Source organism: Bradyrhizobium sp. USDA 3311 (assembly GCF_054062495.1).
This window is the reverse complement of sequence record NZ_JBSSFI010000001.1, coordinates 788,803-814,393: the sequence shown is the minus strand read 5'-3', so window position 1 is coordinate 814,393 and position 25,591 is coordinate 788,803. Positions and strand designations below refer to the sequence as shown.

25 protein-coding genes are annotated in these 25,591 nt (G+C 65.4%); 9 read left to right on the top strand and 16 right to left on the bottom strand.

All coding sequences use genetic code 11. The features are described 5' to 3' along the window. Complete coding sequence (locus ACVWW6_RS03990; RefSeq protein WP_060909344.1) at nt 1–3,510, bottom strand: PAS domain-containing hybrid sensor histidine kinase/response regulator; 3,510 nt, start codon at nt 3,508–3,510, stop codon at nt 1–3. Between the two features lie 300 nt (nt 3,511–3,810). Further along, entirely contained in the window at nt 3,811–5,040 is a 1,230-nt protein-coding gene (gene hemA, locus ACVWW6_RS03985; RefSeq protein WP_060909343.1) for a 5-aminolevulinate synthase, read from the bottom strand. A gap of 270 nt (nt 5,041–5,310) precedes the next feature. Here hemA and aroQ point away from each other — a divergent pair, with 270 nt between their 5' ends. Further along, complete coding sequence (gene aroQ, locus ACVWW6_RS03980) at nt 5,311–5,742, top strand: type II 3-dehydroquinate dehydratase (protein WP_456680166.1); 432 nt, start codon at nt 5,311–5,313, stop codon at nt 5,740–5,742. A gap of 59 nt (nt 5,743–5,801) precedes the next feature. Here aroQ and ACVWW6_RS03975 read toward each other — a convergent pair whose 3' ends face one another. The 4 genes from ACVWW6_RS03975 to ACVWW6_RS03960 all read right to left on the bottom strand — a co-directional run bounded on the left by ACVWW6_RS03975 (nt 5,802) and on the right by ACVWW6_RS03960 (nt 10,672). Beyond that, on the bottom strand, nt 5,802–6,863 hold the full coding sequence (locus ACVWW6_RS03975) for an MBL fold metallo-hydrolase (RefSeq protein WP_161533099.1): 1,062 nt from the start codon (nt 6,861–6,863) through the stop codon (nt 5,802–5,804). Between the two features lie 220 nt (nt 6,864–7,083). Then, on the bottom strand, nt 7,084–9,237 hold the full coding sequence (locus tag ACVWW6_RS03970; protein WP_404524527.1) for a methyl-accepting chemotaxis protein: 2,154 nt from the start codon (nt 9,235–9,237) through the stop codon (nt 7,084–7,086). 165 nt (nt 9,238–9,402) lie between these two features. Next, a complete protein-coding gene (locus ACVWW6_RS03965; protein ID WP_011084022.1) occupies nt 9,403–10,128 on the bottom strand; it encodes an outer membrane protein in 726 nt (241 codons plus the stop codon). Nucleotides 10,129–10,351: 223 nt separating this feature from the next. Then, entirely contained in the window at nt 10,352–10,672 is a 321-nt protein-coding gene (locus tag ACVWW6_RS03960; protein ID WP_011084023.1) for a helix-turn-helix domain-containing protein, read from the bottom strand. A 192-nt stretch (nt 10,673–10,864) separates the two neighbouring features. Between ACVWW6_RS03960 and ACVWW6_RS03955 the strand changes: the two genes are divergently transcribed. Beyond that, complete coding sequence (locus ACVWW6_RS03955) at nt 10,865–11,152, top strand: hypothetical protein (RefSeq protein WP_028173687.1); 288 nt, start codon at nt 10,865–10,867, stop codon at nt 11,150–11,152. 19 nt (nt 11,153–11,171) lie between these two features. On the opposite strand, the gene ACVWW6_RS03950 is transcribed toward ACVWW6_RS03955, so the two are convergent. From ACVWW6_RS03950 to ACVWW6_RS03920, 7 genes are all read right to left on the bottom strand, one after another. Continuing rightward, nucleotides 11,172–11,684 (bottom strand): PaaI family thioesterase, encoded by a 513-nt coding sequence (locus tag ACVWW6_RS03950; protein ID WP_011084025.1) that lies wholly within the window; start codon nt 11,682–11,684, stop codon nt 11,172–11,174. A gap of 70 nt (nt 11,685–11,754) precedes the next feature. Continuing rightward, a complete protein-coding gene (locus ACVWW6_RS03945) occupies nt 11,755–11,964 on the bottom strand; it encodes a hypothetical protein (protein WP_011084026.1) in 210 nt (69 codons plus the stop codon). Further along, nucleotides 11,961–12,137, bottom strand: a complete 177-nt coding sequence (locus ACVWW6_RS03940) for a hypothetical protein (protein WP_166466026.1) — start codon at nt 12,135–12,137, stop codon at nt 11,961–11,963. The genes ACVWW6_RS03945 and ACVWW6_RS03940 overlap by 4 nt, the downstream gene beginning before the upstream one ends. 190 nt (nt 12,138–12,327) lie before the next feature. Then, entirely contained in the window at nt 12,328–13,947 is a 1,620-nt protein-coding gene (locus ACVWW6_RS03935) for an ABC transporter ATP-binding protein (protein WP_456683119.1), read from the bottom strand. 2 nt (nt 13,948–13,949) lie between these two features. Continuing rightward, entirely contained in the window at nt 13,950–14,789 is an 840-nt protein-coding gene (locus tag ACVWW6_RS03930; protein WP_028173684.1) for an ABC transporter permease, read from the bottom strand. Then, on the bottom strand, nt 14,786–15,757 hold the full coding sequence (locus ACVWW6_RS03925; protein WP_456680165.1) for an ABC transporter permease: 972 nt from the start codon (nt 15,755–15,757) through the stop codon (nt 14,786–14,788). The genes ACVWW6_RS03930 and ACVWW6_RS03925 overlap by 4 nt, the downstream gene beginning before the upstream one ends. Before the next feature lie 199 nt (nt 15,758–15,956). After that, a complete protein-coding gene (locus tag ACVWW6_RS03920) occupies nt 15,957–17,507 on the bottom strand; it encodes an ABC transporter substrate-binding protein (protein WP_011084030.1) in 1,551 nt (516 codons plus the stop codon). Between the two features lie 215 nt (nt 17,508–17,722). Between ACVWW6_RS03920 and ACVWW6_RS03915 the strand changes: the two genes are divergently transcribed. The 3 genes from ACVWW6_RS03915 to ACVWW6_RS03905 all read left to right on the top strand — a co-directional run bounded on the left by ACVWW6_RS03915 (nt 17,723) and on the right by ACVWW6_RS03905 (nt 19,900). Next, nucleotides 17,723–18,382 (top strand): TetR/AcrR family transcriptional regulator, encoded by a 660-nt coding sequence (locus ACVWW6_RS03915; RefSeq protein WP_011084031.1) that lies wholly within the window; start codon nt 17,723–17,725, stop codon nt 18,380–18,382. Nucleotides 18,383–18,635: 253 nt separating this feature from the next. Beyond that, the gene (locus tag ACVWW6_RS03910; RefSeq protein ID WP_456680164.1) at nt 18,636–19,298 is read left to right on the top strand and encodes a DUF3313 domain-containing protein; all 663 of its coding nucleotides are present in this window, start codon (nt 18,636–18,638) and stop codon (nt 19,296–19,298) included. A gap of 32 nt (nt 19,299–19,330) precedes the next feature. Then, nucleotides 19,331–19,900 (top strand): DUF2147 domain-containing protein, encoded by a 570-nt coding sequence (locus ACVWW6_RS03905; RefSeq protein ID WP_456680163.1) that lies wholly within the window; start codon nt 19,331–19,333, stop codon nt 19,898–19,900. Between the two features lie 3 nt (nt 19,901–19,903). On the opposite strand, the gene ACVWW6_RS03900 is transcribed toward ACVWW6_RS03905, so the two are convergent. Further along, nucleotides 19,904–20,215 carry a hypothetical protein gene (locus ACVWW6_RS03900; RefSeq protein WP_161533106.1) on the bottom strand — a complete coding sequence of 104 codons (312 nt, stop codon included), beginning with the start codon at nt 20,213–20,215 and terminating at the stop codon, nt 19,904–19,906. Nucleotides 20,216–20,397: 182 nt separating this feature from the next. Between ACVWW6_RS03900 and irr the strand changes: the two genes are divergently transcribed. After that, a complete protein-coding gene (gene irr, locus ACVWW6_RS03895; RefSeq protein ID WP_060912765.1) occupies nt 20,398–20,877 on the top strand; it encodes a Fur family transcriptional regulator Irr in 480 nt (159 codons plus the stop codon). 235 nt (nt 20,878–21,112) lie between these two features. Here the strand turns inward: irr and ACVWW6_RS03890 are convergent, their stop codons facing one another. Continuing rightward, nucleotides 21,113–22,663 carry a winged helix-turn-helix domain-containing protein gene (locus ACVWW6_RS03890; protein WP_456680162.1) on the bottom strand — a complete coding sequence of 517 codons (1,551 nt, stop codon included), beginning with the start codon at nt 22,661–22,663 and terminating at the stop codon, nt 21,113–21,115. A gap of 133 nt (nt 22,664–22,796) precedes the next feature. On the opposite strand from ACVWW6_RS03890, the gene mddA reads away from it, so the two are divergent. Both mddA and ACVWW6_RS03880 read left to right on the top strand, forming a co-directional pair. Next, nucleotides 22,797–23,585, top strand: coding sequence for a methanethiol S-methyltransferase (gene mddA / locus ACVWW6_RS03885; RefSeq protein WP_028173676.1), 789 nt, complete (start codon nt 22,797–22,799; stop codon nt 23,583–23,585). Nucleotides 23,586–23,814: 229 nt separating this feature from the next. Further along, on the top strand, nt 23,815–24,237 hold the full coding sequence (locus ACVWW6_RS03880; RefSeq protein WP_028173675.1) for a GFA family protein: 423 nt from the start codon (nt 23,815–23,817) through the stop codon (nt 24,235–24,237). A 50-nt stretch (nt 24,238–24,287) separates the two neighbouring features. Here ACVWW6_RS03880 and phnF read toward each other — a convergent pair whose 3' ends face one another. Next, complete coding sequence (phnF, locus tag ACVWW6_RS03875; RefSeq protein WP_011084038.1) at nt 24,288–25,019, bottom strand: phosphonate metabolism transcriptional regulator PhnF; 732 nt, start codon at nt 25,017–25,019, stop codon at nt 24,288–24,290. Between the two features lie 107 nt (nt 25,020–25,126). Here phnF and phnG point away from each other — a divergent pair, with 107 nt between their 5' ends. Beyond that, entirely contained in the window at nt 25,127–25,591 is a 465-nt protein-coding gene (gene phnG, locus ACVWW6_RS03870; protein ID WP_038965299.1) for a phosphonate C-P lyase system protein PhnG, read from the top strand.

Below are 25,591 nucleotides of genomic sequence, written 5' to 3'. Positions count from 1 at the left end.
TCACTCCGCCGCCACCATCTGCTGCGTGCGCCACTGCCCGAGCAGGGCGCGCAGCGAGGCCGGCTTCACCGGCTTGTTCAGCACCGCGATCTTCTCGTCGCGCGCCGCCAGCTGCACGGCGGGGCTGCGATCGGCGGTGATCAGGATCGCAGGGATGGCGTCGCCGAAGCGGCGGCGGATGTCGCGGATCGCGGCGATGCCGTTGCCGCGGTCGAGGTGATAGTCGACCAGCAGCCCGGTGACGCGCTTGCCCGCAACTTCGATCGCCGCGATCGCGCCTTCGGGATCGGCGACCGCGATCACCTCCGCGTCCCAGGCCTTCAACAGCGTGCGCATGCCGTCGAGGATCGCCGCATCGTTCTCGATGCAGACGATCAGCGCGCCCGCGATCGGCGTACGCGCCAGCGGCGTCGCGCTGGTCACCGCGGCGGTGAGGGTGATCGCCTTCGCCGTCGGCACCGTCACCGAGAATACCGAGCCACCGCCCACATTGGCGTCGATGGCGATGCCGTGGTTGAGCACGCGCGCCAGCCGTTCGACGATCGACAGGCCAAGGCCGAGGCCGCGCGCGATCCGCGCGCCCTGCTCGAGGCGGTGGAACTCCTTGAAGATCTCGCCGCGCTTGACCGTGGGGATGCCGACGCCGGTGTCGTAGACGCAGATCTTGAGCGAGGCGCCGCGGCGGCGGCAGCCGACCAGCACGCGGCCGCGCGGGGTGTATTTGATCGCGTTGGAGATCAGGTTCTGGAGCAGGCGCCGCAGCAGGAGCCGGTCCGACTCGACCGGCAGCGAGCAGGGCACGAAGGTGAGATCGAGGCCCTTGGCGCGCGCGATCGGTGCGAACTCGATCTCCAGCGAGCGCATCAGATCGGCCATCTTGAAGCTCGAGATCGAGGTCGCCATCGCGCCGGCGTCGAGCCTGGAGATGTCGAGCAGCGCGCCGAGGATCTCCTCGATGGCTTGCAGGGATTCGTCGATGTTCTCGACCAGCCGGGTTTCCTCGCCGCTGTGCTGGCGTTCGACCAGACTGGTGACATAGAGCCGCGCCGCGTTGAGCGGCTGGAGAATGTCGTGACTGGCGGCGGCGAGGAAGCGTGTCTTGGAGATGCTGGCGTCTTCCGCCGTGCTCTTGGCCAGCGCCAGCTCGGAGTTCAGCCGGGTCAGCTCTTCCGTGCGGTCGCGTACGCGCTTTTCCAGTGTCGCGTTGGCGCGCTCCAGCGCTTCCGCGGCCTCGAATGTGGGCGTGACGTCGGTGAAGGTGATGACGAAGCCGCTGCCGGGCATGCGGTTGGTGAGCACCTCGATCACCATATGGCGGTCCGGCAGGCGCTCGAGATAGGGCTCGCTGTCGATGGTATAGGCGGCAAGCCGCCGCTCCAGCATGGCCTCGCGCTCGATCGGGTCGGCCGGATTGCTCACGTCCATGAATTCCAGGATTTCGCGAAGCGGCGTGCCGAACTGGATGAAATGCGGGGGAACGTTGAGGAGATCGCCGAACTGCCGGTTGGAGCAGATCAGCTGCAGGTCGGCGTCGAACACTGCGATGCCCTGGCGCACATGGTTGAGCGCGGTCTGCAGGATCTCGCGGTTGAAATGCAGCGCCGCATGGGAATCGTCGAGCAGCTTCAGCGCGGCTTTGGCGGAGACCGTCCGCTTGCGCAGCAGCAGCGACATCACGAGGCGCGAGGACGCAGCTCCGATCGATGAGGCGATCAGGTGCTCGGCGTGCTGGAGCAGCTCGAAATCGGCGGGCGCTGCCGGCTCGAGCCGCACATTGCGACGGGCCGAGAAGGCCTCGAACGAATGCCGGGCGCGGTCGGGCCCGAGATATTGCGCGACCGTGGTCTGGATGTCCTGCACAGTGACGGTGGTGCGCCAGCGGCGGAAATTCGGGGAGATCGGCGCGAGCGTGTTGGGCACGAACAGATCGGCCTGCACCAGCTCGATGGACGAAGGCCGCCGTGCCAGCGACAGCAGCACATAGGTGAGGATGTTGAGCGACAGCGACCAGATGACGCCATGCATCAGCGGCGGCAGGTCGGCGCCGAACAGCGCCTGCGGCCGCAGCACCTCGATCCCGAACGGGCCGTGCTGGAGCAGCAGGATGCCTGCGGTCGAGGAATCCATGAAGCTCGGAATGAACAGCGTGTAGAGCCACACCGCGAAGCCGACCAGCATGCCGCCGATCGCGCCGCGGGCGGTCGCCCGCCGCCACAGCAGCCCGCCGAAGAAGCTCGGCGCAAGCTGGGCGATGGCGGCAAAGGACAAGAGGCCGATCGCTGCGAGCTGGGTATTGCCGAGCGCGCGGTAGTAGAAATAGGCCATCACCATGATGGCGAAGATCGCGAGCCGCCGCGAGCGCAGCAGGAAGTCGCTGAAATCGGCGCCGCCGGTGCGCCCCTCCGGCCGCCGTTGCAGCACCAGCGGCACAACGAGGTCGTTCGAGACCATGATGGAGAGCGCAACGCATTCGACGATCACCATCGCGGTCGCCGCTGACAGGCCGCCGACGAAGATGGCGACGCTGAGCAGATCCGCGCCGCCCGCCATCGGCAGCGCCAGCACGTACATGTCAGGATCGGCCGTGCCGAACGGAAAGCTGACGAGGCCGGCGATCGCGATCGGGATCACGAACAGATTGATGGCGACGAGATAGAGCGGGAACAGCCAGCGCGCGCGGCCGACCTCGGCATCGGAAGAATTCTCCACCACGCTGACATGGAACTGGCGCGGCAGCAGCATGACCGCGCACAGCGACAGCAGCGTCATGGTCAGGAAGTTGCCGATCGACGGCGAGTAGTTGATGGCGCGCACCGCCTCCGGCGTCTTCATCGCGCGCTCGATCAATTCATGCGGCGAGAACATCCAGAATGTGACGAAGATGCCGGCGGCGAGAAAGGCGACCAGCTTGACGATGGATTCGGTCGCGACCGCCAGCATCAGGCCGTGCTGGTGCTCGGTGGCGTCGGTCTGCCGCGTGCCGAACAGCACGGCGAAGGCCGCCATCGCCAGCGTCACCATCAACGCCATGTCGCCAAGGATCGGGATGTGGGAGAAGGCCTGATCCTCGCTCAGGATCGTCTCCAGCGAGGAGGCGACCGCCTTGAGCTGGAGCGCGATGTAGGGCACCGAGCCGATGATGGCGATCAGCGCCACGGTCGCCGCCACCGCCTGGCTCTTGCCGTAGCGGGCGCCGATGAAGTCGGCGATCGAGGTGATGTTGTGGGCCTTGGCGAGCTGGATCACGCGGCGCAGCACGCCGGCGCCGAGGCCGATCATCAGGATCGGGCCGACATAGATGGCGAGGAAGTCGGTCGAGGTGCGGGTGGCGAAGCCAACCGAGCCGAAGAAGGTCCAGGAGGTGCAGTAGATCGCCAGCGACAGCGGATAGATCAGGCCGGAGGCGCGGCCTGGCCCGGCCGGCGAGCGGCGGTCGCCGTGGCTCGCCACCAGGAACAGGAAGCCGATATAGCCAAAGGCGGCGGCAATCACGCCCCAGTCGTGCAGCATGGCGAGCGTGCTTCTCCCTGGGCGCGACGGCGCCCGGTCTCATTTTCCCTGCAAATCTAGCGCGTTGGACGAGGCGAGGCGACAGCGAAATGCCCGGAAGGGGCGGGAACTGGCGTCGTCGTTAAGCCGTAGGGCGAGCTGCCTGCTCTCCCTCGCCCCGCTTGCGGGGAGAGGGTGGGGTGAGGGGGGCTCTCCGCGGGGACGGTGGCAGCTGGACTCGCGGAGACTCCCCCTCACCCGGATCGCATCTGGCGATGCGATCCGGCCTCTCCCCGCAAGCGGGGAGAGGCGAAGAAAAACCTACTCCGCCGCCAGCGACTTTTGCTTGAGCGGCAGGCCGAGGCGGTCCCACACCTGCAACAGGGCTTCGGCGAGCTGATCGATCAGGCCGTCGTCGTGATAGGGCGAGGGCGTGATGCGCAGGCGCTCGCTGCCCTTGGCAACGGTCGGATAGTTGATCGGCTGGATGTAGATGCCGTGCTCTTCGAGCAGGAGGTCGGAGGCCTGCTTGCACTTCTCGGCATCGCCGATGAACAGCGGCACGATGTGGGTGTCGCTCGACATCACCGGGAGACCGGCGGCATTGAGGATCGCCTTGACCCGGGCGGCGCGGTCCTGGTGGCGCTCGCGTTCCCAGCTCGAGGTCTTCAGGTGCTTGATCGCGGCGGTCGCGGCCGAGCAGATCGCCGGCGGCAGCGCGGTGGTGAAGATGAAGCCCGGCGCATAGGAGCGCACGGCGTCGATGATCTGGCCGTTGGCGGCGATGTAGCCGCCGAGGCAGCCGAACGCCTTGGCCAGCGTGCCTTCGAGAATGTCGATGCGGTGCATGACGCCGTCACGCTCGGCGATGCCGCCGCCGCGCGGGCCGTACATGCCGACCGCGTGGACTTCGTCGACATAGGTCATCGCGTTATATTTCTCGGCGAGATCGCAGATCTTGGCGAGCGGAGCGACGTCGCCGTCCATGGAATAAAGGCTCTCGCAGGCGATCAGCTTCGGCCGGTTCGGACCCGCCGCTTTCAACAGCGCTTCGAGATCGGCGAGGTCGTTGTGACGGAACACGACGCGCTCGCAGCCGGACTGGCGGATGCCCTCGATCATCGAATTGTGGTTGAGCTCGTCCGACAGGATCAGGCAGTTCGGAATGAGCTTTGCGATCGTCGCGATGCCGGTCTGGTTCGAGACGTAGCCCGAAGTGAACAGCAGCGCGGCTTCCTTGCCGTGGAGATCGGCGAGCTCGGCCTCGAGCTGCACCAGCGGATGATGCGTGCCGGCGATGTTGCGGGTGCCGCCCGCGCCGGTGCCGACGCGCGTTGCGGTCTCGACCATGGCGCCGACGACCTTCGGATGCTGACCCATGCCGAGATAGTCGTTGGAGCACCAGATCACGACGTCGCGCTTGCCCTTGGGCGAATGCCAGATCGCATGCGGAAACCGGCCCGCCATGCGTTCGAGATCGGCGAACACGCGGTAGCGCCGCTCAGTGTGGAGGCGATCGAGGGCGGAATTGAAGAACTGGCTGTAATCCATCGGCAAACCTGCAACGGAACCTGACCAAGGGGCGCATCTTCTTAGAGCTTTTCCAGCTCCAATGTCTATGCGCTATCCCACATTTGGCCCTGGAGGGCATTTGGGCAAAATGCCCTATCGTGCGATTTGAAACTTGATCCCGATCAAAGAACTCACCGGCTTGTGTAATGCTGCTTTGCGGTAAGTACCGGGAGGGGCCGACATGGCAGCCTGGGGCTGCCTGGGCTCGGCAACACAATTCAGCAGATTATCATTCGAAAGGACCCTCCCATGAAGCGCGTGATGATCCTCAACGGTCCCAACCTCAACATGCTCGGCATCCGCGAGCCGCACATCTACGGCACCACGACGCTCGCAGAGGTCAATGCGAGCTGCGAGGAAGCCGCCGCGAAGCTCGGGCTCAAGCTCGCCTTCCACCAGTCCAACCATGAAGGCGTGCTGGTCGACCTGATCCAGTCGGCGCGGCAGGACTCCGATGCGATCGTCATCAACCCGGCCGGCCTGTCCTTCACCTCGGTCTCGATCATGGACGCGATCAAGACATTCGAAGGCCCGGTGCTGGAAGTCCACATCTCCAACATCCACGCCCGTGACGAATATCACCGGCACTCGAAGATCTCGTTCGTGGCGACCGGCGTGATCTGCGGGCTGGGGCCGTTCGGCTACATCGCGGCGCTGCACGCGATTGCGAATATGAAGTGAAATGCTGCCGCAGCGACGGTCTGCTCCCTCGCTCCGCTTGCGGGGAGAGGCGAAAAAAATCACGTCGTCCGAAACTGAAGCACGCCGTCCTTGGTCTCCGCCGTCAGCCGGCCCTCGACGATCATGTAGTTGACGTGGGCGACCAGTTCGCCGGCGGCAAAACCCATCTGGTGTTCGTCGAGCACGTGCTTGTTGAACACCACGGGCACCAAGGCGCGCGAGGTCTGCGGCACCTCGCGGCAGGCTTCCGCGATCAGGCGGCAGCGCTCCTCGTGGTGGTCGGCGAGCTGCTTGATGCGGGTCTTGAGCCCGTAGAACGGTACGCCGTGGCCGGGCAGCACCAGCAAATCATAGGGCAGCGTCGTGGTGAGGCTGGCGAGCGAAGCCAGATATTCACCGAGCGAGTTCTGGTCGGGCTCGACCGCCCACACGCTCACATTCGGCGAGATCTTGCTCAGCACCTGGTCGGCGGAAAGGAACAGCTTGTCGTCGGCGCAATACAGCATCACCTGGTCGAGCGCGTGGCCGCCGCCGGTGATCACCTTGAAGCGGCGCGTGCCGATCACGACCTCGTCGCCATGCGAGATGCGGCGGTAGGACGGCGGCAGCACCGAGACGCGCTTGAGATAGTCCTGGCCGCGGCCGAGCAGCTTTTCGGTGAGCGACTCGTCCATGCCGTGGCGGCGGAAGAACAGCCGCTGCGCTTCGCGTCGCTCCTCGGTGCCGCGATTCTGGTGATAGACCGATTGCAGATATTCGACCTGCGACATCACCAGCGGGCAGTTGAACCGCTCGACGATCCACCCCGCAAGCCCGACATGATCGGGGTGGGAGTGAGTGACGATCAGGCGCGTGATGTTGACGCCCTTGAGCGGGCCGTCGAACAGCTTCGTCCAGGCCTCGATCGTCTCCTCGTTGCCGAAGCCGGCGTCGACCATGGCGTAACCGTCGCCGTCGGCGAGCAGGTAGATGTTCACATGGTTGAGGCGGAACGGCAGCTTCAGCCGCGCCCACAATACGCCGGGCTTCACCTCCACGACCTCGTCGGGGCCGGGATGCTGGTCCCAGGGATAACGCAGGGCCTCCGCGGAGGACTGCACGGTGTCGGTCTTCGCGTTCATGCTACCGACTTAAACCCGCCGGGCGCGCCCGCGCCAGCCGAAAAAGGACGCGAGGGTGGCTCGCATAGCGGTCATTCCGGGCCGGATTTTTCCGTGACCCGGATGGAGCGCGGCCCAAAAATACCGGTCATTCCGGGGCGCGCGTGAGCGCGAACCCGGAATCTGGAGGTCGTCGCGCGAGATTCCGGGTTCGGCGCTAAGCGCCGCCCCGGAATGACAATCAGGCCGCCCGCATGCTGTTGAGGAACGCGTCGATCTCCCCGCGCAGCAGGTCGGCCTCGCGGCGCAGTGCGTCGGAGGCGCCCAGCACTTCGCTCGCCGCAGCGCCGGCTTCGGCGGAGGCGGTGGAGACGCCGACGATGTTGCTGGAAACCTCGCTGGTGCCGCCAGCGGCATGCTGGATGTTGCGCGCGATCTCGCGGGTCGCCGCGCCCTGTTCCTCGACAGCCGCAGCAATCGTCGTGGTGACGTCGTTGATCTCGCCGATGATCCGGCCGATGCCCTGAATGGCGCCGACCGCCGAGGTCGTCACGTCCTGCATGCTGGCGATCTGGGTGCGGATCTCCTCGGTCGCCTTCGCGGTCTGGCTCGCGAGACTCTTCACCTCGGAGGCGACCACCGCGAAGCCGCGGCCGGCCTCGCCCGCGCGTGCCGCCTCGATGGTGGCGTTGAGCGCGAGCAGATTGGTCTGCGAGGCGATGGTCTGGATCAAATCGACCACGACGCTGATGCGGCTCGCGCTGTCGGCGAGGCTCTGCACCGTGGCGTCGGTCGCGCCGGCTTCGTCCACGGCCTTCTTGGCGATCCCGGCCGAGGTGACCACCTGGCGGCTGATTTCGGCGATCGAGGACGACAGCTGCTCGGTGCCTGACGACACGGTCTGCACGTTGACCGAGGTCTCTTCGGCCGCGGAGGCGACCGCGTTGACCAGCGCGTTCGACTGGTCGGCGGTGGTCGACATGCTCTGCGCGGTCGATTGCATCGAATTGGCGGACTGCGCCAGATTGTCGAGCGCGGAGCGCACCGTGCTTTCGAATTCGGCGATCTTCGCCTCGATGCGAGCGGCACGCTCGGCCTTGGCGACGCGGTCCTTGTCCTGTTCGCTGGCGAGCGCGCGGGCCTCGACCATGCTATCGCGGAACACGGTCAGCGTGTCGGTCATCGTGCCGATCTCGTCATTGTGCTTGGTACGCGCGATCTCGGTGTCGAGATCGCCGGCCGAGAGCGACTGCATGGCGCGCTGGAGGCCGGTGATCCGGCGCAGGATGTTGCGGCCGACATAGAGCCAGACGAACAGCGCCGAGCCGACCAGCATCAGCGCGCCCAGCGCCAGCATGACCGACGTCGCGAGCGAGATCTCCTGCCGCGCCTGGAAGGTCGACGCGTTGGTCTCCTTCTGCACGCCGTCGACGAGCTGCTGCACGCTGATGCCGAGGCCGACGTTGAGCTTACGCGTCTCGTCCAGGATGGTCTGGCCGTAGTCGATGGAGTCGAGCTCCTTCTCACGCAGATTGAACACGCCGGTCTTGCCGGTGCCGAGCGCGAGCAGCTTTTCCGCCGTCGCGCGCAGCATCTTGTTGCCCTCATTGTCCGACAGCAGATCGAGGTTCGACCGCAGGCGTCCTTGTGCCGTCTTGAATTCCTTCTGGATGTCGTCGAGCTTGTCGCTCGTGTTCGCCGACAGCGCCGCGCTCATGTCGGCGGCTGCGAGATTGCCGCTGGCGACGACGTTGCCGAGCTGGCCGACGGTCTGCGCGGCTTCGGTGGCATCTTCGGCCGACAGGTTGGCCGAGCCGAGAATGGCGTTGACCCGGGTCTGCGCGTCCAGCATTGCCGGACTGGCCGCGCCCACGAAGGCGCCCTGGGCGCTGCGCAGCGCGTCATATTGCTTGTCATGGAGGGCGGCAATGTCCAGCCGTTCGCGGGCGGCCTTGGCCAGGCTCTGGGCCGCCTCGTTGATGCTCTTCATCGTCTCGCTGAGTCCGGAGACGACGGCCTTGTCGCCGCCGAGCTCGATGATCTCGTTGAGTTTCTGCTGCGTCTGCTCCTGCAATTCCCTGAGCTTCTTGGTGCGCTCGTTCAGGGCGTCCTCGCTTTGAGCCGCAAGCAGGGCCGGTCCCTGTGCCGCAAGGCTCGCGCTCAGGGCCGACAATTGCAGGCTGGCGGCGAGGCGCGGAATGTCCCGCCCGCTCAGTTCTGTCATGCGTCCGCCGAGATTTTGCAGCGCCAGGCCGGCGCCGGCCGCGATCACGAGGCCCATGCCCGCGATCACCGCGAAGGCCGTGAACAGGCTGCCGCGCACGCCCCATGTCGGCATCTTGAAACGAGGTCTCAAACGGCCAAGCAAACGGCCAACGCCCAGACGGATCGCCATCGAACTTCCCCCACGCTCTTGCTTCTGTTTTGTGGCGGGCAGTATCGGCGGGGCCGGTTAAAAAAATCGCAATTGGTGCAATTGCTTGCGCTGGTTCCGCAGGGCGAAAAAAGAAGGGCCGGCAACGGGGCCGGCCCTTCGTCAGGATAAGGTTTTGCTAACCGATCAGTAGCGCGCGACCGTCGAATTGGCCCAGTTGAAGCGATAGTTGACGCCCGCCTTGAAGGTGTGGTCGTCGGTGGTGAAGTTGCCGGTGCCCGCCAGCGGGCCCGCGGTGAAGTGCGCGTCGCCGAAATTGTAGTACTGGTACTCGGCCTTGGCCGACCAGTTCGGCGCGAACATGTATTCGAGTCCGGCGCCGACGGTGTAGCCGTTGCGATGATCGCCATCGATGATGAAGCCGGTCGGCACGCCGCCGACGGTGACCTTCTCGTTGTTGTCCGAATAGGCGTAGCCGCCCTTCACGTAGAGGAGGCCCGGACCCCAGGTGTAGCCGACGCGGCCGGTGATCGAGCCGAGGCCGCGCTGGTCGTTGGTGTAGGCGACGCCGCCCGGAAACACCGCGCCGACGCTGCCGGAGAGCCAGGAATACTGGCCTTCGACGCCGACCACGAAGTTCGGGTTGAACTGCCAGTCAGCACCGACCTGCACGCCGCCGAGGAAACGGCCGTTGCCGTTGTTGCCGGTGGAGAGGCCGTTGAAATTGTTGTCGCTGGAGAACGCGCCGCCGACATGGGCGCCGAGATAGAATCCCGTCCAGTTGTAGATCGGCGCGACATAGGCCGGCGCGGGCGCCTTGTAGTAGTTGCGGTTGCCGAGATCGGCGCCGACGGCCGGCGCAGCGGCGCCCACCACGAGCAGCGCGACGGTCGCAAACAGAATCTTCTTCATAGTCCAAACTCCAACACTTAGGTCCCCGGCAGGCGCGCTTTCCGCGCCGTCGTTGGTTTTGCAGATAGCTCGCTTTTGACGAAAATGCTGTCACATCCGTGGCACAGCGGCAGCCAACCTAACGTATTGGGCTGCAAATGATTTTCGTGCTTAATGGCGACTTAAGAAATGCTGAAGGAAGGTTTAACGTCGCCTCTTCCCGGTAACTTGCGTGCGGCTCTTGTTAACCAAGACGCCGCCGTGCTTCATCGCGCATCTGCGCGCGGAATGCCGCGCGCTTTGCCGGCCGGTCTTCCTCGCGCACGTCGTGGCGATCGAAGATGTCGAACTTCTCCAGGATCGGATAGCGCTCGCTCGCCATCGCGAGCACGCGCAGCACCTTGGTCGCCGACGGCGTCGGGCCGCTGACCTCCCAGCGCCGGATGGTGTCGGCGCCGCCATTCTCCGGCAATCCGCACAGCCTGGCCATGTCGGCCGCGGTGAGCTTGCGCTCGAGGGCATCGGAAAGGTCGGCGCGGAGTTGCTTCAGTTCGGGGCCGGTCATGTCAATCGCGTTCAGGGAGCTGCTCAAGGCAAATGCACTAGCGCTGATTCGGGTCCATCCGAAGGCAGCGAGCGCAGCCCCCGGGCTCCGGTACCTTTGTGTGCGCACGGAGTTATGAACGGAGTGCCCATGGAAATCTTCCGGCGAATGAACAGATGACACAGCGGGGCCCTAGCGATGAAGGGATCAGCCATGACAACCGTCAAACTCGCCATTGCCGCGCTCATCACGACCGGACTGCTTGCCGCGCCGTTCGCGGCTGAGGCGAAGAAGCACCGCTCGAGCCGATATTACAGCACCAGTGTGGTGGCCCCGGCCTATGGCAGCGCCGGATTGCCGGCGACGCAGGGCAGGCCCGCTTACGGATCGTCCGGACAGACGGTCGGCACGGTCACGGCGCCGTCGATCGGAACGTACAACTGGCCGTCGGTCGGCGTGACCAATTCGGTCCCGACCTGGAGCAATACCAACCCGCGGTGATGAGCGATTGCATCGCCCGTCAGCTCTCCGCGCCGCCCTTCTCAATGCCGAACACAAGGCAGGTCGTCGTCGCGTGCGCGAGCAGCCGGCCCTTCGTATCGGTGATGCGCGCTTCGGCGGTCGCGACGCGGCGGCCAGCGTTCAGTACGCGGCCTTCGGTGCGGATCACGCCGCTGGCCTCGCTCATGCCGCGCACGAACGAAATCTTGAATTCCAGCGTCGTGTAGCCGGTCCCGCCGGGCAGGGTGGTCTGCACCGCCAGCCCCATTGCGGAATCCAGCAATATCGCGGCGTAGCCGCCATGGACCGAGCCGATCGGGTTGTAGTGACGCAGGCCCGGCACGCTGTGGATCACGACAATTCCAGGTTCGGCCCTGCAGTCGAACGGCTCGACCGTCTGCATGATCGGCGGTTCGGGCAATTCCCCGGAGAAGATCGCGCGGACAAAATCAAGCCCAGACATCGATGCCATCACGTCGATGGGCACGACACCGTATTCGATGGCCGGTTTGCCGACTTTGTCGTCCACCATCGAGCGCCTCCAGACCTTATGAAATGATATATATCATATAATAAGGGATGGAAAAGAGCCAGAAGGCGGCTCAGGCGCCCCGGCCGCCCTGTTGCCCGATCACGCAGCGCCATCCCGCGAGGCGCTCGGCCGGATGCTGGTTCATCCATTCGGCGAGCTGCGGCGCGCCCATCATGCAGGACTGCATCGAAACGTCGGCGAAGTCCGACGTGGTGACGATCTGCTCGTGACAATTGGCGGGAGAGGAGAGGCTGCAAAGCACGGCAATGATCTTGATCACGACAGATTTTCCACGTTGCCGCCGCCGACGGCGCGCCCGATCGTGGTCGTGTCGTGCCGCTCGCTGACCGGATCAGCGGGCGGGAAGATACTGTCGTAGATCGCGCGTGCCTCCTGGATGAGGCGCAATCGTTCGCGCTCGGATCTCGAGACGAATTGAATAACCTGGCCCATGTTTGGCTCCGAAGAGTTTGGCGACCATCATCAGATGATGGAAATCATTCCAAAGCGATGTGGGGTGCGGCCCGGCGCTTTGAAGCTGTGTAGGCGGTCACGAGGAATAAAAAGCGCGTGAGAGCGCCGTTACGACAGATGGGGTTCGATTCGGTCCAATCGTCCGGGGCCGAACCGGATACCGTTCGCCTCACGCCGCCGGCGCGCGCTCCTTCCGCCCTGGCACTGCCGCGAGCAGCTCGCGCGTATAGGCGTGCTCGGGCGCGGCGAACAGCTGCGCGGTCGGCTTCAGCTCGACGATCGCGCCGCGCTGCATCACCGCGATGCGGTCGCAGATCTGGGCGGCGACGCGCAGGTCGTGGGTGATGAACAGCATCGAGAGGCCAAGGCGCGCCTTGAGGTCTTCGAGCAGCCGCAGGACTTGCGCCTGCACCGAGACGTCGAGCGCGGAGACAGCCTCGTCGGCGACGATGATCTCGGGCTCGAGCGCGAGCGCGCGCGCGATGCCGATGCGCTGGCGCTGGCCGCCGGAGAATTCATGCGGATAGCGTTCGAGCGCGCCGGCATCCAGGCCCACCATCTTCAGGAGATCGCGAGCGCGCTCGAAGGCGACCTTCGGATCGGTGCCGGCCGCGATCGGGCCGTCGGCGATGATGTGGCCGATCTTGCGGCGCGGATTGAGCGAGGCGAACGGATCCTGGAAGATCATCTGGATGCGATGGCGCTCGGTGCGCAGCGCCTTGCCCGTGAGCTGTGTGAGATCGGTCTCGCCGATCCGCACCGTGCCGCGGTCGGCTTCGATCAGCCGCATCACGAGGCGCGCCACCGACGACTTGCCCGAGCCGGATTCGCCGACGAGGCCGAGCGTCTCGCCCTTGAGGATGTTGAAGTTGACCGCGCGCGCCGCATCGACGCGGCGGTCCTCGCGAAACCAGCCGCCCGAGGTGACGTAGGTCTTGTCCAGCCCGATCACCTCGACGGCCCTGGCCTGGTCGTCGAGGGGCTCGCGCGCCGGCGGATCCATCGACGGCACGGCCGCGAGTAGCGCCTTGGTGTAGTCGTGCTGCGGCTCGTTGAAGACGGTCGCCGCCGGGCCTTCCTCGACCACCTTGCCATGCCGGAGCACCACGACCTGGTCGGCAATGTCGGCGACCACGCCGAAATCATGGGTGATGAACATCACCGCCATGTTGCGGTTGCGCTGGAGGTTGCGGATCAGTTTCAGGATCTGCGCCTGCGTGGTGACGTCGAGCGCGGTGGTCGGCTCGTCCGCGACCAGCACCGCCGGCTCGAGCGCGAGCGCCATCGCGATCATGGCGCGCTGGCGCTGGCCGCCGGAGAGCTGGTGCGGATAGGCGCGCACGATGCGCTCGGGGTCGGGCAGGCCGACCTCGCGTGCCAGCGCCAGCGCTCTTGCGCGCCGCTCCTTCGGCGTGAGCAGGCCGTGGGCCTCGAACATCTCCCCCATCTGGTCGCCGATCCGCATCAAGGGATTGAGCGCGGTCATCGGCTCCTGGAAGATCATCGCCAGCCGGCGGCCGCGCAGGTCGCGCCAGCCGTCGTCATCCAGCTTGAGCAGGTCGCGGCCCTCGAACTGGATCTCGCCGGAAGTGACGTTGACCGTATCCGGCAGCAGGCCCATCAGCGCATGCGCGCACATCGACTTGCCGGAGCCGGATTCGCCGACGACGCAGACGATCTTGCCGGGCCGAAGGTCGAGCGAGACGCCGTCGACGGCGAAGGCACGCTCGGCGCCCTTGGGCAGTGCGATCTGCAGGTTCTTGATGGAGACGGCGGGCGGGGCGGTCATCATCAGCGTCCCTCCCGCGACAGGCGCGGATTGAGCGCGTCGTTGAGACCTTCGCCGATCAGGTTCAGCCCAAGCACCGAGATCAGGATGGCGACGCCGGGAAACACCGTGATCCACCAGGCCTGGCGGATCACGGTTCGGCCGGCGCCGACCATGTAGCCCCAGGAGATCAGATTGGGATCGCCGAGGCCGAGGAAGGCCAGCGAGGATTCCAAGAGGATCGCGGTCGCCACCATCAGCGAGGCCAGCACGATCACCGGCGACAGCGCATTGGGCAGGATCTCGCGCAGGATGATCCAGGTGTTGCTCTGGCCGGTGACCACGGCGGCCTGGACATATTCGCGCGTGCGCAGCGACAGCACCTCGCCGCGGACGAGGCGGGCGACCGGCGGCCAGCTCACCACCGCGATCGAGGCCACGATCGAGTAGATCGAGGGCTGCAGGATCGCGACCAGCACGATCGCGAGCGCAAAGCTCGGAATGGTCTGGAAGAATTCGGTGAAGCGCATCAGGGCGTCGTCGACCTTGCCGCCGAAATAGCCGGCCATGGCGCCGATCGGCACGCCGACGACCAGCGCCACCAGCGTCGAGACGAGGCCGACCAGCAGCGACACGCGTGCGCCAAAGATCATGCCGGCGAACACGTCGCGGCCGAGCGCGTCGGTGCCGAGCGGCACGGCCCCGAGCGTGAACGGCGGCAGGAACGGCCGCTGTACCATGCGCCAGGGCGAGTTCGGGAACAGCATCGGTCCGAACACTGCGATTCCGATCGCAAGCAACAGGATGATGAGGCCGATGACGCCGCTCGGGCTCTTCAGCATCGATTTCCAGAACTGTTTCATGAGGCGAATTCGATGCGCGGATCGACCAGCCGATAGACCAGGTCGGTGATGAGGTTGAAGATCAGGACCATGGCGGAGCAGATCACGAACACGCCGAGCAGGAGGTTGTAGTCCCGCTGCAGCAGCGCGTCGTACATCAGGCGCCCGATGCCGGGCCAGGCGAACACGGTCTCGGTGATGACGGCGCCGCCGATCAGCGTGCCGGAATGCACGCCGGCGAGCGTCACGACGGGCAGCAGCGCGTTGCGCAGCACGTGGCGGCGCTGGATCACGGCGTCGGAGAGGCCCTTGGCGCGCGCGGTCTTGACGAAGTCGAGCCGCTTCACCTCCAGCATCGAGGCGCGTGTCATGCGGGTATAAGTCGCCATGAAGAACAGGCCGAGCGTCATCGCCGGCATGATCAGGTGTTTTGCGACGTCGACCGCGTGGGCCAGGCCGGTGAAGTTGGCGCCGACCGTCTCGTAGCCGAAGCTCGGCAGCCAATCGAAGGTGACCGAGAACAGGAGGATACCCATCAGCGCCACCCAGAAGATCGGCATGGCGTAGAAGATCAGGGCGAACACGGTGATGCCGGTGTCGAGAAAGGTTCCGGCAAAGCGCGCCGCGAAGCTGCCGAACAGGACGCCGAGCATCAGCGAGATCGCGAAAGCGGTCAGCGTCAGCAACAGGGTCGCCGGCAGCCGTTCGAGGATCAGCTTCGACACCGGTGCCTGCTGGCGGAAGGAGAAGCCGAGGTCGAGGGTGACGACGCCCTTGACGTAGATGAACAGCTGCTCGGGCAGCGGCTTGTCGAGGCCGAACTTTTCCCGGAGCTGCTTGACGAAGATCTGGTCGCTGGCGCCGGCCTCGCCCGCCATCACGACCGCGGGATCGCCGGGCGCAAGCCGGATCAGGAAGAAATTGAGGACGACGATCGCGAGCAGGACGATCACGCCCTTCACGACACGCTGAGCGACGAAGGAGAGCATATCTATAACGCAGTGAGATTGAGGTGCGTGTCACCGCGATCACGGTGCACTCCCTCTCCGGCTTGCGGGGGAGGGCAGGGGAGGGGGTGCTTCCGCGGAGGGATTGCCAAGAGGAGAGAACCCTCACCCGCTACGCTCTTCGAGCGTAGCGACCTCTCCCGCAAGCGGGAGAGGTAAGGGGAGTTCGGAGCGCCTGCCATCACTTGTCGAGCCATGCGTCCTTGAAGCCGTCATTGACGCCGATGCCGGTCGTGATCAGGTTCTTGACCTTGCAGCGCATGATGGTCGGGAATTGCAGCTCGAGCATCCAGGCCACCGGCACGTCCTCGACCAGGATCTTCTGCGCCTTCTCGTAGATCTCCTTGCGCTTGGAATCCGGGGTCGCGACGGCGCCATCGGCGAACAGCTTGTCGATCTCCGGGTTGGAGTAGCCCTCGACATTGTTGAACACCTGGCCCTTGGCGATGGCGCTGGAGACGTAGTTGCGCCCGACGCCGAGGGCCGGATCGCCGTACTGGTAGAGATAGGTGAAGGCGATGTCGTAGTCCCAGTCGCCGATCTTCTGGTTGCCGCCGGCAACGTCGGTGGCGATGGTCTCGATGTTCATGCCGACGTCCTGGAGATTCTGCTTCACGGCTTCACCCCAGCGCTGCCAGGTCTCGCCATAGGCGAGCGGCAACAGGCGGATCTTCTCGCCCTTGTAGCCGGCTTCCTTCAGCAGCGCCTTGGCCTTGGCCGGATCGTACGGATATTTCGGCACGTCGTCGGTGTAGTATTTGATGGTCGAGGCGGACGGGCCGGTCGCGACCTTGCCGAGCCCGTTCCAGATCACGTCCTTGGCGAAATCGCGGTCGATCGCAAACATGATCGCCTGCCGCACCCGCTTGTCCGCGAGCGGGCCCTGGCGGTTGTTCAGCCATAGCCAGGCCAGCGGCGAGAAGAACTCCCAGCCGGCGCCGGTGACGCAGGTGTCCTTCAGCTTGGACAGCCGCGGCACGTCGAAATTCTCGACCGAGCCGCCGGGCAGCACGTCGACCTTGCCGGTCTCGTACGCCACCGAGCGCGCGGCGGCGTCGGGAATGACCTGCCAGTAGATCTCGTCGAGATAGGGTTTGCCCTTTTCGTGGTAGTTCGGGTTCTTGACCAGGCGGATGAACGAGCCCTTCTGCCACTCCTTGAACATGAAGGGGCCGGTGCCGACCGGGGCGTTGTTGTAGGGGTTGGTCTTCCAGTCGGTGCCGTCATAGAGATGCTTCGGCACCATCGGCATCGAGCCGACCTCGAAGATACCGAGGAACGGGCCGAACGGCTGCTTCAGCGTGAACACCACCGTGTAATCGTCGGGCGCCTCGACCTTGTCGACCTGCCCGAGGTTGTTGCGGGCGCGCGCGTGGGTCTGCTTCAGCATCTCGATCGAGAACAGCACGTCGGCGGCGGTGAAGGGCTTGCCGTCATGCCAGGTGACGCCCTTCTTGAGCTTGAAGGTGTAGGTCTTGGCGTCCTCGCTCACGGTCCAGCTCTCGGCGAGTTCCGGCTGCGGCTCGAGCTTGGGGCTGTAGCGCAGCAGGCCCTCGAAGATGTTGCCGGACACCATCTGGACCGGGCCGTTCTGGACCATCGCAAGCATCAGTCCGGGCGGCTCGGGCTGGATCACGGCATTGATCACACCCCCCGTTTTCGGCTCTTGCGCCAGTGCCGAGGCCGTGAGGCCGCAAGCCAGGAGGAGACCAAGCAACACTCGTTTTGGCATGTCTTATCTTTCTCAAGCGAGGCCAGCCGCAGACGCTTCGCACGTCATGGCGCGCAAAGCTACGGCCGGCCCATCCCAGTCCCCATCCGGTATCGAGGCTCACATAGTCCCATTCGGCGCCGCAAGATGAAAGTCTCGACAGTGTTCGCACAAAAAATGTACAGCGCGTCCTGTTTTCACTTGATTCATTATCCTGTCGTGGAGACAAGTCGGCCATGGACAATGCCACGCGCTCCGAACGGTCCCGCAACGCTGCGCTCGAAGCGGCCATCGCCATCATCGCGCGCGACGGGCCGGGCCGGTTGACGCTCGATGCCATCGCCCGCGAGAGCGGCCTCAGCAAGGGCGGCGTGATGCATCAGTTCCGCACCAAGGAGGCGGTGCTAAAGGCGTTGCTCGAGCGGCAGATGGCGCATTTCGAGGAGTTCTCGATCCGCTATATGGCAAAGGTGAGCGGGACCTCGGCAAATCCCAATCTGGCGACCCAGCTCGCCACGATCCGGGAAGCGGCGACCTCGCCGAATTCTGCCGCGCTGGCCCTGGTTGCGGCCATGGTCGAAAATCCCGACCTGATGGCGCTGCCGCGCGAACTCGAAATGAAGAGGATGGCGGCGATCAAGGAAGAAGCCGCCGATCCCGACCTCGCGATGCTGCGCTGGGCCGGGGCGCTCGGGCTGCTGCTGAGCTCGCTATTCGGCATGTCTCCGCTCAGCAAGGACGAGCACCAGCGACTGTTCGCGCGACTGCTCGACGACGCACAGTGGACCGGCCTCGGACAGCCCGCCACGACACGCACCAAGTCCGCGGCCAAGTCCACGGCCAAGTCCGGAACGCCATCGGCGGCAAAGGCCCCGACCCCGCGCAAGCGCGCCTGATTCACCGTTAACGAATTCCGACCGGCGCCTGCCCAAAACCGCGCCTGCGGCCAAATGTGCCAGCGCGTCATTTCCGTACTTTACAAACCAACTAGTCGGTTTTATAAACGGAAACACTGAGACGGCCCAAGGCGTCTGAAATGGCCCCGGACGATGCCTTGGGCCGGCAATGGTGAGCGCCGCAGCCGCGTCTGGTCCCAAAACGCGGCTGCGGTCCCCATCGCCTTGCTGAAAGCCGCTAGAGGAGTCTGGAATGGATCGCTCGATCGCCCTGCGCGGTCTGGGAACGCTGGTGCTTTGCGCGGCCGCGGCCGGCTGCGCCTCGGTCGCCCCCGTGCCCTATTCGGAGATGGCGTCGTCGGCCTACATGGCCCCGGACAAGTCGGACGCCTCCGGCCGCGTGCCCTACCGCTATTCCACGCCGGTCGACTGGCGCGCACATAATAAAGTGATCCTGGATCCCGTCGTGCTCTACCGCGGCAAGGATCATCAGTTCGGCGACATGTCCGACAAGGACAAGGCAACGCTCGCCGCCTACATGCAGAACTCCTTCGCCGAGCGGCTGCGCGGCCGTTTCGCGTTGGTGCGCGAGCGCGGACCGAACACGTTGCGGATCAGGCTGACGCTCACCGGCGCCGTCACCAACACGCCGGTGCTCGGCACGCTCTCGCGCTTCGACCTCGCCGGTGCCGTCTACAACGGCGTGCAGGCCGCGCGCGACGGCGAGGGGACGATGACCGGCTCGGTCGTCTATGGCGTCGAGATCTTCGACGCCGCCACCTCGCGCCTGCTCTCTGCCTACGTCACCAAGCAATACCCGGGCGCCTACGACATCAAGGCCAGCGTCGGCGCGCTCGCAGCCGCCACCGCCGGCCTCGACAAGGGCGCCGACGCGCTGATGGCGCAACTGAACTGACGCGGCAACCCGCGCAACGAAAGGCATCGCAGATGGACATTCTTCTTCGCTTCGTGCTGCGCGTCGCGATCACCGTCGTGATGATGATTGTCGGCGGCCGCGCCGGCGCTGCCGCGCCCACCGATCCCAGCGGCACCTGGCTGGTCGAGGACGGCCGCGCCCGCATCCGGCTCGAACGCTGCGGTCCGTCGCGCGAGCGCATCTGCGGCTTCATCGTCTGGATGAAGGAGCCGGCCGACAAGCGCGGTCAGCCCTATCGCGACAAGGAGAATCCTGATGCGGACAAGCGCGCCCGCGCGCTGCTCGGCCACCAGCTCATCATGGGCTTGCAGGCGACGCCCGAGGGACGGTTTGCCGGCGACATCTACAATGCGGAGGACGGCAAGTTCTATTCGGTCTCGCTGTGGCGCGAATCTCCTGATCGTCTCAAGCTCAAGGGCTGCCTGATCAAGTTCCTGTGCCAGACCCAGACCTGGCAGCAGACCCTCGACGTGCTGCCCGGTCAGCTCGTCGGCCTGACCGGCGATCTCAACGGCCCGCGCGCCGACAAGGAATGGGCGGCCGTGCCGGCTCCGAAGCCGATCCAGGTGAAAACGAAATAGCCTTCAGGGCGTCCGCAGCGCGCGTCGCAACTCGTCGAGCGCGTCTGCGAGCTGCTCGCGGTGCGCGATGTCGTCCTTGGGGAGTGCGGCGACGTTGCCGGCGAGCTCCCGCAGGATGCCGGCGAGCAGCCCGAAATTGATGTGCAGGTGCACCGATTTGCGCTCATCGGCCGCGCCCGGATGTTGCAGCACGAGCGCAACGCCGCTGCCGTCGAGCCGCGCCTCGAAGCGCGATGAATGCTCGAAGGTGCCGACATAGAACTTGTCGGGATATTCGAGCGCGACCTCCGCCTTGTCGGGAACCGGCCTGGACATGTGAGCCTCATCGATATCGCTGCATTGTGACCGGGAATAGACCGGGCCGCCTTGCGATAGGTCAGAGGCGACCGCTTCCGGATTTGATCCGGATCAAAGCCAAGCCGCCGCTTCTGCGATCGAATGGCAACTGGCCGGACGCCGCGTTGCGTGCCCTGGTTCTTTAAGCCGTGAGACGATCGATGGACATGCAGGCCACGAATATTCCCGCGGGCGACGACAGCGGACCTGACGTCGTCGTACCGGAGCCGGATGAGGGCGTGCAGCGCTGTCTGCAATTGCTTGTTGATGCGGGCCTCCGGCCAACGCGCCAGCGCCTGGCGCTCGGCCAGTTGCTGTTCCTGCGCGGCCATCGTCATGTGACCGCCGAGGGGCTTTATGAGGAGGCGCTGGCGGCAAACGCATACCTGTCGCTCGCGACCGTCTACAATACGTTGAACCAGTTCACCGAAGCCGGCCTGTTGCGCCGGATCGCGGCCGACGGCATCAAGTCGTTCTTCGATACCGACACATCCGTACATCCGCACTTCTACCTCGAAGGCGAGGATGTGCTGGTCGACGTCGCCGATGGCCTCGCCTTCACCAGGATTCCCGAGGCGCTTCCCGGCCACGAGATCGCGCGGCTCGACGTCATCGTCCATCTGCGCCGGAAGCGCGTGTAGCGCCGCCGCGCTCTTACCTTCCCCTGGAGGGGCCTCACCGCACGCCGTGTCCTTCGAGACGACCGCTTCCAGCGGTCTCCTCAGGATGAGGCTAAGCAGCACCGTGCCCGTTGAAGCTGCTGCCGCGAATTCCGTCCTCATCCTGAGGAGCCCGCCAGGCGGGCGTCTCGAAGGATGGCCGCAGGAACCGCTCTCAAATGCTATTCCCCTGCCGTTCAAGGGAAGGCAAGAGGTGTCACCGCAACCCCGCCCGGCGGAATCCTTCCAGATAGTGCTCGCGATCGGCGTCACTGGCCCATGGCAGTTGCGTCTCGATCCAGTGCAGCGAGATGCCCGGCTGGGTGCGGCGGAGCTCGCCCAGCGCCATCTCCGCAAGCATCCCGTCGCCGGTCATGCCGGCGGAGACGGCGAGCACGCGATAGGCGCCGGTGAGGTCGCCGCGATGGCGGATGGCCTCGCGCGCGAGCGCGATGGCCTCGTCATAGCGCCGCTCGGTGAAGCGCGCATAGCCGGCGATACCGTGATAGATCGCCAGCGACGGGTCGCGCGGTGAGAGCCGGATCGCCCTCTGCGCCGCCTCGAACGAGTCCTTCGATCGTCCGGCATAGGACAGCGCCAGCGCGTAATAGCCCTGCGCCAGCGAGAAGTTCGGATTGAGCGCGAGCGCCTGCTCGAACTCGGACAGCGCGTCCGCAAGCCTGCGCGTCGAGAAGTAGACGCTGCCGAGCCCGGCATGCGCCCAGGCGTCCTCATGATCGCAGCGCACCGCGGCCAGCGCGGCGGCTTCCGCTATTGGCGCCACCCTGGCCAGCTCGACCCAACCGAGATGCGCGCCGAACATGTGGTTCGCCGCCAGCACCGACAGCGCCTGGCCGTAATTCGGATCGATCCCGATCGCGCGTTCGAGCAGTGCCTGTGCGGCCTCGTGATCCTGCCGCGTCACGCGCCAGTAGTGCGACAGCGCGCGCATCAACAGATCCCAGGCGTCGAGGCTCGCGGGCGGCTTGCGATGGCTGCGAAAATTCTCCGCTGCGTGGATCTGCGGCTCGATCGCCGCGACGATCGCGTTGGTGATCTCGTCCTGCACGGCGAAGACGTCGACGAGCTCGCGGTCATAGCGTTCGGCCCAGAGATGGCTGCCTGACGCCGCGTCGTTGAGCTGGGCGGTGATGCGCACCCGGTTGTGCGCCTTGCGCACGCTGCCTTCGACGATGTAGCGGACGCCGAGCTCCTCGGCGATCTGCCTGATGTGGACCGCGCGTCCCTTGTAGATGAAGGACGAGTTGCGGGCGATCACCATGAACCAGCGCTGCTTCGACAGGGCGGTGAGGATGTCCTCGCTGATCCCGTCACCGAAATAGTCCTGTTCGGGATCGCCGCTCATGTTCTCGAAGGCGAGCACCGCGATCGCTGGGCGGTCCGCAACAGTGCGTGCCGGGGCCGCGGCGGGTTCCGCAGGCGCGAGTGTGACTGCCACATCTTCCCGGACCTCGCCGACGAACCGAAAGCCCTTGCGCGGGATCGTCTTGATCAGCCGCTGAGTCGCGCCGTCGTCGCCGAGCGCCTTGCGCGCGGCATTGATCCGGCTGTTCAGGGCGGAATCCGAGACGATCCGGTCACTCCAGATCTGGCTGATCAGGTCATCCTTGCTGACCACTCGGGCCCGCTGCGCGACGAGGTAGAGCAGCAGATCGAACACCTGGGGCTGCAACGGCACGGCGACCCCGGCGCAGGTCAGTTCGCGCAGGTCGCCGTCGAGCACATTGTTTTCAAAGCAAAATCGCACGTTTCTGTCGTCTCAAGCAAAAATCAAAGTCGTCTCAGGCGAAAATCAACCGTCCGCAAAAGCCATGGAACGTCCGATCCGGCATGGTGCGAAGACCAAACAGTGCCGATGCCTCGGCACAACGGAGCTTTCCATGTCCCAAATTGATCACCAGGTTCATTCGATCGGCCCGGAGGTTACGGGCTCTCGCATTTTCAAGTTCATCGCCTTTCTGTACGGAATTGCGGCGTATCTCGTGTTTTTCGTCACCATTCTCTACGCTATCGGCTTCGTGATGGGGCTGGTGGTGCCGAAGACCATCGACACCGGAACCGACACGTCGACGGCTGAGGCCGTCATCATCAACCTGCTCCTGATGGCGCTGTTCGCCGTCCAGCACAGCGTGATGGCGCGCCAGCGCTTCAAGACGTGGTGGACGCAGTTCGTCTCCAAACCGATCGAGCGCAGCACCTATGTGTTGTTCGCGAGTCTGTCATTGCTGCTCCTGTTCTGGCAGTGGCGTCCGCTGCCGACGGTCATATGGGAGGTCGAGGACCCGGATCTCGCCGTGACGCTGGTCACGGTGTCCTTCGCAGGCTGGGTGCTGGTGTTCACGTCGACCTTCATCATCAACCATTTCGAATTGTTCGGATTGCATCAGGTGACCAACCATCTCGTCGGCAAGGAAGCGACGCCGCCGCGTTTCAAGACGCCGCTGCTCTACAAGTTTGTCCGTCATCCGATCTATCTCGGCTTCATCGTCGCGTTCTGGGCGGCTCCGGTCATGACTGCGGGACATCTGCTGTTTGCGGCCGTGACCACGATCTACATCTTCGTCGGCATCGCGCTGGAGGAGCGCGACCTCATTGATCTCTTCGGCGACGAATACCGGCAGTACAAACAACGCGTGTCGATGCTTATTCCCTGGCGCCGGTCAGTTTAGTTTTCGCGCTCTGCGCGCGCGTCCGCCGAAAGGAGGACGCGCGGCGGCGCCGAGGCGCGTATCGGACCTTGCCGGACTCTCGCCTTCAACGTCCCTCGGAGTGATTCCCCCTCACTCCGAGGCTACCAACGCGAGCGAAGCTCGTCGCGACCCCGCATCCGCCTTCGCCGAGATCTCGGTGACCGGAGCGGGGAGAGGATTTCCAACCTTCATCAACGGAGACGACCCAATGAAACATGTCGGACACTGCTTCTGCGGCGCGGTTACGGTCGAGGTCACGGGTGCGCCGGAGGCGATGGGCTATTGCCATTGCGGCTCCTGCCGGTCCTGGTCCGGCGGGCCGGTGAACGCCTTCAGCCTGTGGAAGCCCGACGCGGTGCGCATCACCGAGGGCGCGCAGCACGTCGAGACCTTCGCCAAGACGCCGCTCAGCCAGCGCAAATATTGCAGGAAGTGCGGCGGCCATCTCATGACCAATCACCCGCCGCTCGGTCTGACCGACGTCTTCACCGCCACCATCCCCACCCTGGCGTTCACGCCCGGCGTCCACGTCAACTACGCCGAGACGGTGCTGCCGATGCGCGACGGCCTGCCCAAGCTGAAGGATTTCCCCGCCGAGTTCGGCGGCAGCGGCGAGATGATGCAGGAGTAGCAGGCGCTGCTCTTCCTCCTCCTCTTGCGGGGGGAAGAGCGGGCTGCATCTCAGCCGTTCTCCACCAGAAACTCCACCCGCTCGGCGGCAAAGCGCGAATGCTTCGTCACCAGCGGCTTGCCGTCGAGACCGTGGTCGGTGGCATCGACCACGAGGATCGGCCGTCCCAGCGGCAGATCGAGCCGTGCAGCGTCGGTCGCATCGACGATGCCGGCGGTGATCCGGGTCGCGCCGCGGCGATAGTCGCGGACGCCGAAGTGTTCGAGCAGTTTCGTCATCGAGCGCGTTGCGGCAAACACGCTGCCCGCACCCGGAAACAACTCCGCCGACAGCCACGTCGTGGAGACGCAGATCGGGGTGCGGTCGGCTAGGCGTATCGCCTCGATCCGCACCAGCGGGGCGCCGACCTTCAGGCCCAGCTCGCGCGCCAGCTCGCGCGTCGCGACGTCGTCGGACGCCTCGATCAACTGCCCGCGCGGCTCACGGCCGCCGGCACCGACGATCTCCGAGAAGCGCGTGCGCGAGCGCAGCGGATAGGCGATGCGCTGCGCCTCGACATAGGTGCCGCTGCCACGTTCGGCGCGCACCAGGCCGCGCTCGGCAAGGGCTGCCAGCGCCCGCCGCACGGTGTGGCGATTCACGCGATAGGTCTCGGCGATCTCCATCTCGCCCGGCAGCTTGTCGCCGGCGGCGAAGCGGCCGTCGGCGATGCCGCGCTCGATGCCGTCGGCAACGAGGCGCCATAGCGCGACGCCCGTGGAGGCGGTGTCCTGCATGCTCATATCGCCGGTCAGCCTAGCCCGAAAATCACACGCTTGTCACGAAACAGTCATGGCGCTTCCGTATGAAGTTGTCTACTATCATAGACAACTTGAGTTCGGCAAGTTCGGTGGATCGGGTGACGCAGCACAACAATCAGCAAGCCCAGCGCAAGGCCGCGATGGCCGTGCTGGCGCACGCGGAGGCGGGCGAGATCGCCGCTCGCCTCCGCGCTTTCGCCCTCCCGGCCCATCAGGATCTGCGCGCGCCGGAAAACGGCCTCGTCATGCTGCGCGGCCGGGTCGGCGGCGACGGCGCCCCGTTCAACCTCGGCGAAGCCACGGTGTCGCGTGCCGCCGTGCGGCTCGCGAGCGGCGAGGTCGGCTTCGGCTACACGCTCGGACGCGACGGTGAGAAGGCGCGGCTGATCGCGCTGTGCGATGCGCTGGTGCAGTCGCGGGATTTTTCCGCATCGGTCGAGCGGGACGTTATCGCACCGTTGCGCGAGCAGCTTACGATCCGGCGCAAGCAGGCGGCGGCCGAGACCGCCGCGACGAAGGTTGATTTCTACACCATGGTGCGCGGTGAGGGGTGA